This is a genomic window from Mycobacterium sp. NPDC006124, assembly GCF_040614235.1.
Classification (GTDB): domain Bacteria; phylum Actinomycetota; class Actinomycetes; order Mycobacteriales; family Mycobacteriaceae; genus Mycobacterium.
Window position 1 is genome coordinate 124,380 of sequence record NZ_JBEXUA010000007.1, and the last position, 13,799, is coordinate 138,178.

Annotated in this window: 12 protein-coding genes; 2 read left to right on the top strand and 10 right to left on the bottom strand. The window is 66.2% G+C overall.

Annotated features, from left to right (window positions below; translation table 11 throughout):
- Window position 1: 1 nt before the first annotated feature.
- From ABZ195_RS16360 to fadD5, 7 genes are all read right to left on the bottom strand, one after another.
- Complete coding sequence (locus ABZ195_RS16360) at window positions 2–1,645, bottom strand: virulence factor Mce family protein (RefSeq protein WP_355219475.1); 1,644 nt, start codon at window positions 1,643–1,645, stop codon at window positions 2–4.
- Window positions 1,646–1,657: 12 nt separating this feature from the next.
- Complete coding sequence (locus ABZ195_RS16365) at window positions 1,658–3,253, bottom strand: virulence factor Mce family protein (RefSeq protein ID WP_355219798.1); 1,596 nt, start codon at window positions 3,251–3,253, stop codon at window positions 1,658–1,660.
- A complete protein-coding gene (locus ABZ195_RS16370; protein ID WP_355219477.1) occupies window positions 3,250–4,281 on the bottom strand; it encodes an MlaD family protein in 1,032 nt (343 codons plus the stop codon). Before ABZ195_RS16370 ends, ABZ195_RS16365 begins: the two co-directional genes overlap by 4 nt.
- A complete protein-coding gene (locus ABZ195_RS16375; RefSeq protein WP_355219479.1) occupies window positions 4,278–5,507 on the bottom strand; it encodes an MCE family protein in 1,230 nt (409 codons plus the stop codon). Before ABZ195_RS16375 ends, ABZ195_RS16370 begins: the two co-directional genes overlap by 4 nt.
- 3 nt (window positions 5,508–5,510) lie before the next feature.
- Window positions 5,511–6,380, bottom strand: coding sequence for an ABC transporter permease (locus tag ABZ195_RS16380; RefSeq protein WP_355219481.1), 870 nt, complete (start codon window positions 6,378–6,380; stop codon window positions 5,511–5,513).
- 1 nt (window position 6,381) lies between these two features.
- Window positions 6,382–7,182: an ABC transporter permease gene (locus ABZ195_RS16385; RefSeq protein ID WP_355219483.1), complete on the bottom strand. Its 801-nt coding sequence runs from the start codon at window positions 7,180–7,182 to the stop codon at window positions 6,382–6,384.
- Window positions 7,183–7,406: 224 nt separating this feature from the next.
- Entirely contained in the window at window positions 7,407–9,056 is a 1,650-nt protein-coding gene (gene fadD5, locus ABZ195_RS16390; protein WP_355219485.1) for a fatty-acid--CoA ligase FadD5, read from the bottom strand.
- A gap of 116 nt (window positions 9,057–9,172) precedes the next feature.
- On the opposite strand from fadD5, the gene ABZ195_RS16395 reads away from it, so the two are divergent.
- Entirely contained in the window at window positions 9,173–9,877 is a 705-nt protein-coding gene (locus tag ABZ195_RS16395; protein WP_355219487.1) for a GntR family transcriptional regulator, read from the top strand.
- A gap of 33 nt (window positions 9,878–9,910) precedes the next feature.
- Here the strand turns inward: ABZ195_RS16395 and ABZ195_RS16400 are convergent, their stop codons facing one another.
- Together ABZ195_RS16400 and ABZ195_RS16405 are read right to left on the bottom strand one after the other, a co-directional pair.
- Complete coding sequence (locus ABZ195_RS16400; protein WP_355219489.1) at window positions 9,911–10,348, bottom strand: SRPBCC family protein; 438 nt, start codon at window positions 10,346–10,348, stop codon at window positions 9,911–9,913.
- 26 nt (window positions 10,349–10,374) lie between these two features.
- Window positions 10,375–10,809: a thioesterase family protein gene (locus tag ABZ195_RS16405; protein ID WP_355219800.1), complete on the bottom strand. Its 435-nt coding sequence runs from the start codon at window positions 10,807–10,809 to the stop codon at window positions 10,375–10,377.
- Between the two features lie 77 nt (window positions 10,810–10,886).
- On the opposite strand from ABZ195_RS16405, the gene ABZ195_RS16410 reads away from it, so the two are divergent.
- Window positions 10,887–11,984, top strand: coding sequence for an alcohol dehydrogenase catalytic domain-containing protein (locus ABZ195_RS16410; protein WP_355219491.1), 1,098 nt, complete (start codon window positions 10,887–10,889; stop codon window positions 11,982–11,984).
- Window positions 11,985–11,994: 10 nt separating this feature from the next.
- Here the strand turns inward: ABZ195_RS16410 and ABZ195_RS16415 are convergent, their stop codons facing one another.
- Window positions 11,995–13,797: an acyl-CoA dehydrogenase gene (locus ABZ195_RS16415; RefSeq protein ID WP_355219493.1), complete on the bottom strand. Its 1,803-nt coding sequence runs from the start codon at window positions 13,795–13,797 to the stop codon at window positions 11,995–11,997.
- Between the last annotated feature and the right edge of the window lie 2 nt (window positions 13,798–13,799).

Sequence of the window (13,799 nt, forward strand, 5' to 3'; positions counted from 1 at the left end):
TCTAGCCGGCTCCTGATTCAGCGGGCAGCGGTGGTCCTGCGGGTGCAGGTGCGGGTGCGGCGGCAGGCGCGGATCCAGCCGCGGGCACAACGGCCCCCAACGGGTCACCGGGGATCACGCCGGGTGCCGGTGCGGGCGGCGGCCCCGGCTGCGGGTACCACGGCGGAGGCAGAGGGTTGGTCTCGTCGTAGGAGTTCGCCGGTCCGGGCAGGTTGCCGCCGTAGGGCGCCCCCAACGTCGCCGGTGGGACCGGAATTTCGGCATCGGGTCCGCCGAGCAGTGCGGCCAGTGAATCCGGGGTCAGCATGTTGGCCGTGAAAGGCTGGACCTCGACACCCTGCATCCCGGGGCCGGCGACCCAGCCGGGCTCGTGGTTGCCGTGGGCGAAGAGAGTGTCGCGGGCGAATATGCCGGGCACCGTCGTGTCCTTGTACCCTCCCGGCGGAATCAGCCGAGACTCAGAATAGGAGACCTGTTTGGGCAGGACCATGGTCGTGTTCAGCGCATTCAGTCCGAACGGCAGCGAATTGAATTTGATCGCGTCGAGGATGGGCGCGAGGTACTGAGCACACAATTCGGCTGAGTCCTGGTAGCCCAACCGGCTACCCGATTGGATCGCGCTGCAGAGGAATTGCATCGGATTGGCAAAGTTGTTGATCACTGGCAAGTTGTTTAGGGCACCCGTCACCGGAGAAGCGATATTCATCAGATTGGCCGCCAGGTTGGGGTAGATGTGCAGGGCGGTTTCCAGGCCGTTGCGTGGCTCGGGCTGGAGGATCGCGTTGGTGGCGTCGGCGAGATTGTTGACATCCTTGGTCAGAACTGCGGAATTCTCGTCAAGGAATCCCCGCGTGGTCTTGAGCAGTTGGTCGAGATCCTTGACGGCCGCCGATACTTCGCGGTCGGTGTTGGTGAACGCGCCCGTGAACTTGGCAAGGTTGTCGTTGAGAGCGACGAACTGTTGGTCGCTCTTATACAGCGCGTTGACGAACAGGGCCAGGCTCTTGATCACACCGAAGAAATCACCGCGGCCCTGGTTGAGCGTTGTCAGCGCCTCGGACAGATTGTTGAGCGTCGTGTTGATCTGCTGACCCTTGCCGGCGAGGCCATCGGAAAACGACTCGATGACATCACCGATGGGTCCCTTGGGCTGCTCCTTGGTAGGACCGAGATCGGTGAGGATGCGGTCCAGCGAATCCCTCAACTGATCGAACTCCACGGGGACCTGGGTGCGCTCCTCCGGGATGAGTGCGTTGTTCTCTAAAACCGGGCCACCCGTGTAGGGCGGAGCGAGTTGGATGGTCCGCGACGCGACGAGGCTCGGGTTGAGGACCGACGCCGTGACGTTGGCGGGCACCTTGTACTTCGACGAGTAGTGGAACGTCACCTTCATTTTGTCCCCGGCGGGCTCGATCGAATCGATCTGCCCAACCTGGACACCCATGATCTCGACTCTGTCACCCGAGTACAGCGCCAACGTCTGCGGGAACTCCGCGACGACCGTGTTGTAGGTCAGCTTCTTGTAGAGGTTGTAACCCAGGAACGCCGCCACGACGACCGCGATGAGCACCACGGTGCCCACGATCAGGGTGGTCTTGGTCAGCGCGGGCAACTTCATGTTTCGGACGTTGAAGATCGTCGACATCTCTCGTGCCCCCTAACCTTGTGATCCGGGCGGAAGGAACGGCGGGTTGCCCGGAAGTTGCCCGTCGCCGGGGGTCTGCGGGCCCGGTCCCGGCGGCGGGATCGGACCGACCAACGCAGGCGGTGGCGGCGAGGTGCCGTCGCCCTGCAGCGATCCCGGTGCGATGAACGGATCGGCCGGTCCCGGGGTGACCGGAACGGTGCGCGCCCCGGGCGGACCAGGCGCCAGCGGCGGCGCGGGCGTGCCCTGAACCGGAGGCGAGAACTCGCCGGGGAACGCCGCGCTCGGCACGCCGGGCGCTGGCGGCGGAGCATTCGGGTTCGGCGGTGCGCCGAGCACGTCGGGCGGCCCGTAGTCGTTGGCGCCGTACGGGTTCGGGCCGAACGGACCGTTCTCCGCGCTGGCACACGGCAGCGGGTTGCCGGGCGTCGGGTAGTCGCCGGGCGCGGGTGCGTAGGAACACGGCGAACCGGCTACCACAGCGGGACCAGGATGCTCGGCTGTGCCCTCAAGAGGAGTCGGCGCCGCTGGCGGAGCACCGTTCGGCTGCCGCTGGCCGTTGGGGTCCGGGTACCTGAACGACGGCAGACCGGCATTGCTCCAGAACTCGTTGGGATCGATGCCGCGCTTCTTGAACGCAGCGTCCACCCACGGTTGCAGAATCTGGTAAGGCAATAGATTTACCAACATCACCTTGAAGAAGGGTCCGGAGGCTATGGCCTCGCCCAGCGACGCGGTGAACTTGCCGAGCGACGTCAACGTGTCCATCAGATCGTACTTCCTGGCCACCAGCACATCGCTGATGGTCTGCAGCTGCGTCAGCACCCGATTGAGATTCGGGTTGTCCTTGATGAAGCCCGTGACCTGCGTCGAGAAAGCAGCCACGCGTTCAAGCAATTGGTTCACCGCATCGCTGCGTTCGTTGACCGCCGCCAGGAGGGTATTCGCGTTGACGAGCAACTCGTTGATCTGACCGCTGCGGCTGCCGAGTACACCCGCGATCTTGTTGGCGTTTGCCAGCAGCTGTCTGATGTCCTCGTCCCGTTTGCCGATCGTGTCGGAGAACCTGGACACCCCATCAAGCGCAGCACTCAGGTGGGGATAGGTCTGGTCGACGGTGTCCGACAGGACGTTCAGCGAGTCCTTGAAGGCCTTGGTGTCCAAACCGGTGCCCACCTTGGTCAGGTCAGCGAATGCATCGTAGATCTGGTACGGCGTCGTCGTTTGATCCAAGGGCAAAACACCGTTGGCCTGCAATGTCTTCGAGCCCCTGGGTTCGATCTCGAGGTTCTTGCGCCCGAGGATGGTATCGGTGCGAATGTTTGCGCGGCTGTCGGTGCCGATCTTGGTGCCCTCCAGGGAGTAGCCGATGACGACCTTGTCGCCGTCGATCTCCTCTGACCGGACGGTGCCGACGTCGACCCCGGCGATGCGCACCTTGTCACCGGGTTTGAGGCCGCCGGTGTCGGTGAACTGCGCGAAGTACGTCGGCGTCGCGAAGATCATCGGCACGCTAGCGAAGCTTTGGCCGACGCCTATGACTAGCACCAGGATGAGCACGCCCATCAGCCCGGTGCGGATCCGGTCCGAACCTTCGATAGTCCTCATTGCGGTGTACACCTACCAGACGGCTGGGATGTGATCTTGACGGTGCGGACCGGGCCGCCGGGCTGCAAGCCGTTCAACTTGAGCGAAATGTCGCAAATGTAAAAGTTGAAGAAGTCACCATAAATACCACCGGAACGGCCGATGATCTTCAGCGCGTCTGGAATTTTGATCAGCATGTCGTTCAGCTGTTGCTTCTGGTCGACCAACGGCTGCTGAAGGATCTCGAGGTTGGTCACCGTCTTCTGCAGCAGCGGACGGTTGTCACCGAGCAGGTCAGCGACCGACCCCGCCGCGTCGCTGATATCGGCCACCGAGGAGGCGATGGGGTCGGCCCGGTTCTTGAGACCCGTCACGAGGGTCTCGAAGTTCTTCACCGTCTCGTCGAACTGCTGTTGGTGCTTGACTGTGGTGGCGAGGACGGTGTTGAGGTTATTGACCACCTGGCCGATGGCCTGGTCGCGATCGGCTAGGGCCGACGTCAGCGACGCTGTCTGGTCGAGGATGTCGTTGATGGTGCCGCCCTGGCCCTGGAAGATCGTGATGATCGACTGGGCGATACCGTTGGCCTTGTCCGGATCGAGCGATCGGAACAGAGGGCGGAATCCTCCGATGAGCGCGTCGAGGTCCAGCGCCGGTTCGGTGCGGGTGTCCGGGATCGTGCCACCGGCAGGCAACTTCGTGTTGTCGTCGCCACGCTTCAGTTCCAGATAACGATCACCGATGAGGTTCAGGTAGCGAATCGATGCCGTCGTGCCCTGGAACAGCTGCAGCGAACGGTCGACGTCGAAGTGGACTTCGACCTCGTTGCCGCCGTTGATCAGCTGGACGTCGGAGACCTTTCCGACCTCGACGCCCGAGGCGCGGACGAATTGTCCGGAGCGCAGGCCGCTGGCATTCTTGAAGATCGCGGCATACCCCGTGGTGCGGTCGAAGCGCAGCTGACCGAACACCACGACGATGAGCGCGGTGAACATCAGCAGCACGACGGACAGTGCGCCGAGCTTGATCGCGGTACCGGTGATTCTCATGGGTTGATCGTGTTCTCCCCGATTTGACGTCCCCAGACGTACTCAGTGGCTAATGGCTTACCGAGTCCAAGGTGGTTATAAGGGGCGATCGACGCACCGGTATCCATTACCAGGTAGGGGCCTGGCCACAGATCACGGGTGACCGGCTGCCAACAACCCGGCCGGCCTTCCGGCCCGCCATGGGCGTTGACCCGCGGTAGATTGTCCGGGTACACATAGGGATTACCCGTGCCATTGAGCGTCGTATGCGTATTCAGAGAATATCCGTTTCCACCAAGCAGGGCTGCGAGACGCGGCTCGACGTCGTGGTAGTTGCGGATCGTGCAGAACAGCATGGGGCTGTACTCGTCGAGCAGGGCGCTGGTGGGCACCAGGTCGGCTGAGCTGCGGACCAGGTAGGGCCCGGCCTTCTCGAAGACCTCGCCGCCGGTGTTGCCGAAGCCAACCGCCGACATCAAGGTCTGGTCCACGGTGCTCTGCAGCTCGTTCAGGGTCTTGGCCGTGGTGACGGCGTTGGCCAGGCCGTCGAAGAGGTCGGGGGCAGCGTTGGCGTACACGTCGGCGAAGTCCGCAACACCCTGGTTGAGGCGGCGAATCTGCGGCATTTGTGGGTTGAGGTCCGCGAGGATCGCGTTGCCCTGTTCGATCGACTGCCCAAAACGTTCACCCAAGCCGTCGAGCGCCTGCGCGGTGGCGGTCAGCGTCTGATTGAGCTTGACGGGGTCGACCTGCTTTGTGACCGAGACCAGGGTCTCGAAGAGAGTATTGAATTCGGTGGTCACCGACGACACGTCGATGGGCCGCGACGGCGTGACCCGCTGCGCCGAGGGATTGGCCGGCGACGAGAACGCCACGTACTTGTTGCCGAACACCGTGCTGGCCCGGATCGCGGCGTTAGCGTTCTCCGGAATCAGGTCCACGAACTTGCGGTCGACGTCGAGGGTGATCTTGGCCTTCGGCGTCGCGCCGTCGTCGATCGCGACGATGTCCGCGACGCGGCCGATCTCGACGCCGTTGAAGGTGACCTTCGAACCAGGATCCATCGACAGACCCGACCGCGACGAGATGAGAGTTAGCTTCTCCGGATCGGAGAAGCCGCCGCGGAACTGGATCGAGACCAGCCCGACCACGACGGCAATGACGATCAGCAGAACCACTCCAGCAATTTTGTAGGGAGGGGTCCTGGGCTCGTTGACGGGCGACTTCGTCTGCCCTGGTGCGGTCATCGGCTACACCGTCAGGTTGAAGTTGGCGTCGGTGCCGTACAGCGCCAACGATGCGAGCAGGACGACGAGCACGATCGCGATGAGAGAGGCACGCATCGAGCGGCCGACGGCCTCGCCGACGCCGACCGGACCGCCGCTGGCGTAGAAGCCGTAGTAGCAGTGGTTGAGCATCACGATGACGGAGATGATGATCGCCTGAACGAACGACCAGGCGACGTCGTCGGGCCGCAGGAACGTCCGGAAGTAGTGCTCGTAGGTGCCGGTCGACTGGCCGTAGAACAACGTCGTGGTCACCCGCGCCGAGAGGAACGACATGATGATCGCCATCGCGTAGAGCGGGATGATGACGACGAAGCCGGCCATGATGCGCGTCGACACCAGGTACGAGATCGACTTGATGCCCATGACCTCGAGCGCGTCGATCTCCTCGCTGATGCGCATCGCGCCCAGCTCGGCGGTCGCGCCTGCGCCGACCGTGGCGGCCAGGGCCTGCCCGGCGACGACGGGAGCGGCGATGCGCACGTTGACCAGGGCGGCGAAGAATCCGGTGAAGGCCTCGACGCCGATGTTGCCGAGCGAGGCAAAGCCCTGAATGGCGATCAGCGAACCGCCGGAGAGGGTGACGAAGCCGACGATGGCGACGGTGCCGCCGATGACGGCCATCGCGCCGGTGCCCATGCCGATCTCGGCGACCAGGCGCAGCATCTCCTTGCGGTAGAACCGGAAGGCGTGGCCGATGGAGCCGACCGCGGTGACGACGAACCACGCGATGTGCCCGACGCTGTCGAGGAACCGAGCCGGCGACTTGGCCAGCCGCTCGCCACTTGCGACGGCGCGGGGAAAGCGTGACCTAAGAACTGCAGCCGTCGACATGTCAGCGCCCCGTTCCGAATCGAACGCCGATCGTGGTCATGATGACGTTGACCGCGAAGAGGGCGATGATGCATAGCACCAACGTCTCGTTGACCGCGGTGCCGACGCCCTTGGCGCCTCCGGAAACCGTCAGGCCTCGATAGCAGCCCACCAGACCGGCGATCATGCCGAAGATGAATGCCTTGACCACCGAGATCACCACCTCGGGCAGTCCGGTCACCAGCGTCAGCGTCGACACGTAGGCACCCGCCGAGATGTTCTGGATGTAGACGCCGAAGACGAAACCGCCGACCAGGCCGATGGTGATCACCGCGCCGTTCAGGAGGAAGGCCACGAACGTCGACGCCAGTACCCGGGGGACGACGAGGCGATGGATGGGGTCGATGCCGAGCACCTCGAGTGCGTCGATCTCCTCGCGGATGGTCCGCGCCCCTATATCGGCGCAAATGGCAGTGGACCCGGCGCCGGCAACCACGAGCACGGTTACCAGGGGACCCAGCTGGGTCACCGCCCCCAGAGCCGCACCGGCGCCCGAGACGTCAGCGGCACCGAACTCGGCCAGAAGGATGTTGAGGGTGAAGATGATGAGCACCGTCAACGGGATGGCCACCGCGATGGTGGGCAGGAACGCAACCCTCATCAGGAACCAGCCCTGCAGGATGAACTCACGCCACTGGAACGGACTGCGGAACAGGGCCTTGCCGGTCAGCACGCACATCTTGACGAAGCCGCCGACGGCGACCACGCCAGGGCGAAGTTGGTCGCGGACGTAGTCGACCAGGCCGGGGTTCTGCGCCGTCACTGGGAGAAACTCGCCGTCTGGCGCGCGATCCGGCCATGGCGGACCTGACGCAACGGCAGAAGCTGTTGCACGCCGCCTCCTTGCCCAAATGTCGTGTCTGTGATCACAGTCTCCTTACCCGTGGGTAGTAAGGCGGACCACAGGAGAGTACCCGATCGATTCTCCCGACTGCACCGCATCGGCCGGATTGTCATCCCGCTGGCTGGCAAACTCGACGTCACAGGTCAGCACTCCGTCCGCTCGACTGAAACCTTTAAGCCAGAAGAACTTTCGCTGACGTCAATCAGTTCTCCTTCGCCGAACCTGCCCCTCAGTTCCGTCTTGAGGACCTTACCGGCAGGGTTGCGCGGCAGTCCGTCGACCACTTCGAGCGCCCGCGGATGCTTGTAGCGCGCGAGCCGATCGCCGAGGAATTCCTGGAGATCCTCGAGCGTCAGCCGCCCCGTCGGGGTCAACGCCACGACGGCGACGGGCACCTCACCCCACTTCGGATGGGGGCGGCCGATCACGGCCGCCTCGCCGATCGACGGGTGGGCGGCCAAGGCGTTCTCCACCTCGGCGCAGTAGATGTTCTCGCCGCCGGAGATGATCATGTCCTTCTTGCGGTCGACGACCCACACGTAACCTTCGTCGTCTTGGCGAACGAGATCGCCCGAGTGGAACCACCCGCCCGCGAACGCCTCGGCGGTCGCCTTGGGGTTGTTCCAATACCCCGCCATCAGCGTCGGCGCCCGGTAGACGATCTCGCCGACCTGGCCGACCGGTACGTCGTTCATGTCGTCGTCGACGACGCGGGCCGACACCGTCGGGATGACCTTGCCGACCGAACCCAGCTTCCTGACCGCGTCGTCGCCGAGCAGCATGCAGGTCACCGGCGACATCTCGGTCTGCCCGAACGCGGCCAGGATCAGGGCGCCGGGGAAGGTCTCGGCCATGTCGCGCAGCAGGGTGTCCGACGCCGGGGCGGCTCCCCAGGAAAGGGTGCGCAGGACCACCTTCCGGGGCCGCGCGCGTTGCGCGGCGCACACGGCCTGCCACTGGGCCGGAACCAGGAAGATGCCGGTGACGAGCTCCGCCTCGAGCACGTCGAGCAGCGCGCCGGGATCGAAGGCGCCGAGCGGGTAGAGCACGGTGGGCCGGCCGAGCAGAAGCCCGGTGATGAGGTTGCCCACGCCGGCGATGTGGAACAGCGGCACGCCGACGAAGCCGACGTCGGCGTTCAGGTCGGCGCCGTTGGTGAACAGGTGCGTCATCGCCTGACCGGACAGATTGGCGTGGGTGAGCACCGCGCCCTTGGGGCGGCCGGTGGTGCCGGAGGTGTACATGATCAAGGCGGGTGAGTCGTCGGGGACGTCCACCGGGGCGGGAGCCGCACCCTCTTCGGCGAGCAGGTCGTCGTAGCCGAGTAACCCGTCCTCGGTGGGACCGCCGGCGACGACGATCTCGGCCAGCCTCGGGTCGAGCCCGCGGACCGCGGTGGCGACCGACGTGAGCACCGGCTCGGTGACGACGACGCGCGCCGCGCAGTCGCCGACCAGGAAGGCGATCTCCGGCGGCGTCATCCGAAAGTTCACCGGCACGGCGATGGCGCCCAGCCGGCTGGCGGCCAGCACGGTCTCGACGAACTCGGTGCGGTTGAGCATCAGGATCAGGACGCGGTCACCGACGGCGACACCCCGACGGCTCAGCGCCCCGGCCAGCGCGGTGACCCGTCGATCCAGATCGCCCCACGTGGTCGTCTCGCCCAGGAATCGCAGCGCGGTCGCACCCGGTTGCATCAGCGCGTGGCGCGCGAGCTGGGTGCTCCAGTTCTGCCGACGCGCCAGGTGGGGCTGTTCGAGAAGCAGCCGATCCGGTACTGGCGTGGCGGTCAACGGCTACGCTCCTGCACATCTGCGCGCGAGTTGCGCGACGTTGATATTTGATCAAACATGGTGTTGCCCCGGTCACACTATGGCCTCGGCCGCGCGGGGACAAGCCCGGGTGACGAATGGCGACGGCGGGGGCCCATGAAGGTACGACTGACGTGAGCGCACCCGTCCGGCCGCGCCGCGAACAGCTCTCCGACGAGGTCGCCGGGCACCTGCGGGTCCGCATCATGTCCGGCGTCCTGCGTCCGGGGTCCTTCATCCGGCTCGACGAGACGGCCGCCGAACTCGGCGTGAGCATCACCCCCGTCCGCGAAGCCCTGCGCACCCTGCGCGGCGAGGGTATGGTCCAGCTCGAGCCGCACCGCGGGCACGTGGTCTCCCCGTTCACCCGCGACGACATCGAGGACATCTTCTGGTTGCAGGCGGTGATCGCAGGCCAGCTCGCCAGGTCGGCCGCCGAGCGCATCACCAATGAGGAGATCGACGAACTCGAACGCCTCGCCGAGACCGTGGCCGAGGCCATCGGCAGGCAGGACACCGCTCAGGTCATCGACACGGAGTTCGCCTTCCACCGCGCGTTCAACCGGGCGTCGGGCCGGATCAAGCTGGCGTGGTTCATGGTGCACGCGGCCAGGTATCTGCCGCCGCACATCTACGCCAACGACCCGCAGTGGGGCCGGCGCGCGGTGGCCAACCGGCGCGAGTTGATCGCCGCGCTGCGCCGCCGCGACGTGGACACCGTGGTGCAGGTGACCGACGCCCAGTTCACCGACGGCGCGCGCCGGCTCACCGCCCGCCTGGACGAACTGGGCCTCTGGACCTAGCGCGCCCGGTCAATCTCCCCAGTCGCTGCGCTCCTACCCGCCGAGCGACTCCGCGCGCTTCTTCAGATTGTCGGCCAAGTGGTCCAGGGCATCGTTGACGACCTTCTTGACCATCATCGCCGGTACCGGCATCGACACCTCGACGTCCAGGTCGACGGTCAGCAGGCTGGTCGGCCCCATGGCCACCACGGAGAACATCTGCTCCTGCTTGGAGAACAGATCGCCCTGCTGCATCACCGTCTGGATCTGATTCTCGGTGGGGTAGTAGACCGCCTGTATATAGGTACCGTCCATGCCCTGCACGGAGGTGTCCAGGCGCAACTGGCTGGGCCGCTGGTCGTCGTAGCGAGCCAGGATCCAGCAGCCCTTGATCTCCTCGTTCCACTGGGGGTAGGACTCGAAGTCCGCGACGATCGACATGATCGCGTCGGCGGGGGCCTCGACCTCGACGGTCTTGCTCACGAGCGGCATCGGGCGAGCATATCGGCAGCCGCTGCTCAGGTGACGACGGCGGTCGCCATCAGCGCGCGCAGCGCGGTCGGGACCGGAACCGGCCGGCGACTGTCCCGGTCGACGTAGACGTGTACCCAATGCCCAACGGCGGCAACGGGTTCGGCGCCGCCTTCGGTCTCGGGCGGGGCGAACACCGCCAGGCGGTAGGTCACACTGCTGGTGCCGAGCCGCGTGACGGCCAACCCGACGACCAGCGGATCGGGGAACTGTAGTTCGGCGAAGTAGCGGCAACCCGACTCGGCGACCACCCCCAGTTCGGGCGCGGTGAGCGGGTCGTGACCCGTGGTGGTGCCGAGCCAGGCGTTGATCGCGGTGTCGAAGAGTTGGTAGTAGACCGCGTTGTTGAGGTGGCCGAACATGTCGTTGTCGGCCCAGCGGGTCGTCACCGGCCAGTGCACCGGAAAGTCGCGCGACGTCAGGTCCCGTTCGGAGGTGCTCACCGCCTACATTCTGCGCCGCTTTCATTCTGCGCCGCGGTGCGGGCAAGCTGTCGAGTGTGAAGATTCGTGGAGCCGTGCTCGACCGCATCGGAGCGCCCCGGCGCTACGCCGAGTCGACGCCGTTGGCCGTCACCGAACTCGAACTCGCCCCGCCCGGCGACACCGAGCTCTTGGTCCGCATCGAGGCCGCCGGGCTGTGCCACTCCGACCTGTCGGTGGTCAACGGCTCCCGCGTGCGACCGGTGCCGATGCTGCTGGGCCACGAGGCGGCCGGCGTCGTCGAGAGCGTCGGCGCCGGGGTGCGTGACATCGCGATCGGGCAGCGCGTGGTGATGACGTTCCTGCCGCGGTGCGGCGAGTGCGCGGCGTGCGGCACCGACGGACTGGCGCCCTGCATCCCCGGTAGCGCCGCGAACGGCGCGGGAGAACTGCTTTCCGGCGGGACGCGGCTGGCCGCCGGTGGTGAGCCGGTGCTGCACCACCTTGGCGTCTCGGCGTTCGCCACGCATGCCGTGGTCGACCGACGGTCGGTCGTGCCGGTCGACGACGACGTCCCGCCCGTGGTGGCCTCGCTCCTGGGTTGTGCGGTGCTCACCGGCGGGGGCGCGGTGCTCAACGCCGGCCAGCCCCGACCGGGTGACACGGTGGCGATCGTCGGCATGGGCGGTGTGGGCATGGCGGCGCTGCTGGCGGCGCTCGCACACGACGACGTCGAGGTCATCGCCGTCGACCAGGTTCCCGAGAAGCTGGTCCGGGCCACCGAATTGGGCGCCCACACCGTCGTCACCCCGGAGGACGTCGGTGACCTCAAGGCCCGCATCGTGATCGAGGCGGCGGGGCACCCCGCTGCGCTGGAGACGGCGATCGCACTGACCGGACCCGGTGGCCGCACCGTCACCGTCGGGCTCCCCCACCCCGACGCCCGCATCAGCGTCGCACCGTTGGGCTTCGTCGCCGAGGGCCGGTCGCTGATCGGCAGCTATCTGGGTTCAGCGGTGCCGGCGCGGGACATCCCCCGCTTCGTCGGGCTGTGGCGTGAGGGGCGGCTTCCCGTGGAGTCGCTGGTGTCCTCCACCATCGAACTCGACCGCATCAACGACGGCATGGACGAACTGGCCGACGGCCGGGCGGTGCGCCAGATCATCGAGTTCTAGTGCGGCGTCACTAGAACCAGCCGTCGCGCATCTCCAGCGTGGTGCGGTCCAAGGCCGCCAGCAAGTCGAGTTGCGGTGCCGTGCGCGGCAATTCGTACCGGAAGAAGTACCTGGCCGCCTGCCGCTTGCCGTCGTAGAAGTCGTCGGCGGAGTCTGCGGCTGCGGTGTCGGCGACCAGGAACTGCTCCAGCCAGATCCACGCCATCACCACGTGGCCGAACGCCTCGAGGTAGATCGCGCTGTTGGCCATCGTTGCCTCGGTGTCGGCGGTGGCGAACATCGCCGCGGTCACCTCGAGCACCCGCTGCCACGAGGACGCGAGCCGGCCGGCGAGTTCGGCGGCCTCGCCGCCGGCCGCGGTGGCTTGTTCGACGGTCGCCGTCACCACCCGGCCCAGTTCGGCCAGGCTGGCACCGTCGCGCTGAGTCACCTTGCGCCCCAGCAGATCCAGGCTCTGTATGCCGTGCGTGCCCTCGTGGATGGGGTTCAGCCGGTTGTCGCGGTAGTGCTGTTCGACGTCGTATTCGTGGGTGTAGCCGTAGCCGCCGTGCACCTGAATGGCCAGACTGTTGGCCTCGAGGCACCACTGCGAGGGCCAGCTCTTTGCCACCGGCACCAGGATGTCGAGCAGATCGGCCACCTGTGCGGATTCCTCGGCCGACTCCGCGGTGTGCTGCAGGTCGATGAGCCTCGTGCAATACAACCCCAGGGCCAGGCCACCCTCGACGTAGGCCTTCTGCGCCAACAGCATTCGCTTGACGTCGGCGTGCTCGACGATCGGCACCTGCGGCGTGGTGGGGTCCTTGACCAGCCGGCCCTGCGGCCGCTCGCGGGCGTACTCGACGGACTTGAGGTAGCCGGTGTAGCCAAGTGACACCGCGCCCATTCCGACCGCGAGGCGGGCCTCGTTCATCATGTGGAACATGTAGACCAGACCACGGTGGGGCTCACCCACGAGGTAGCCCACCGCGCCCGGTTCGCCGCCCGGCTGGTGGACGCCCTCACCGAAGTTGAGCACCGTGTTCGGCAGGCCGCGCTGCCCCATCTTGTGGTTGAGCCCGGCCACGGTCACGTCGTTGCGCTCACCGAGCGAGCCGTCGTCACCGACGAGGTACTTCGGCACGATGAACAGCGAGATGCCCTTGGTGCCCGCCGGTCCGCCGGGGATCTTCGCCAGCACCAGGTTGACGATGTTGTCGTTGAGTTCGTGTTCGGCGCCCGAGATCCACATCTTGGCGCCGAACAGCCGGTAGCTGCCGTCGGGTCGTGGTTCCGCGCGGGTGGTGATGTCGGCCAGCGACGAGCCCGCCTGGGTCTCCGAGAGCGCCATCGTGCCGGTGAAGCGGCCGGCGAGCATCGGCTTGACGAACGAGTCGATCTGGCGGTCGTCGCCGAACTTGGCGATGAGGTTGGCGTTGGCGACCGTCAGCATGAGGTAACCGGACGTGCTGACGTTGGCAGCCGAGACGTAGGCGAACCCCGCCTGCGCCACGCACACGGGCAATTGCGCGCCGCCGAGGCCCTCGTCCATGCTGGCGCCGATCAGATCGGCCTGGGCGAACGCGTCGAGCGCATCCTTCACCTCGCCGATGACGGTGACCTGCTGGCCGTCGAAGGTCGGCTCGTGGGCGTCGCTCTTCTTGTTGTGCGGGGCGAAGTACTTCTCGGCGATGTCCTCGCTGAGGTCCAGCACGCCGTCGAAGGTGTCGCGGGAGTGCTCGGCGAAGCGTTGCCGCTTGGTCAGCTCCTCGACGCGAAGCCACTCGTAGAGCAGGAAGTCGATGTCGCGCCGTGACAGCAGGGTGGACTTCATCA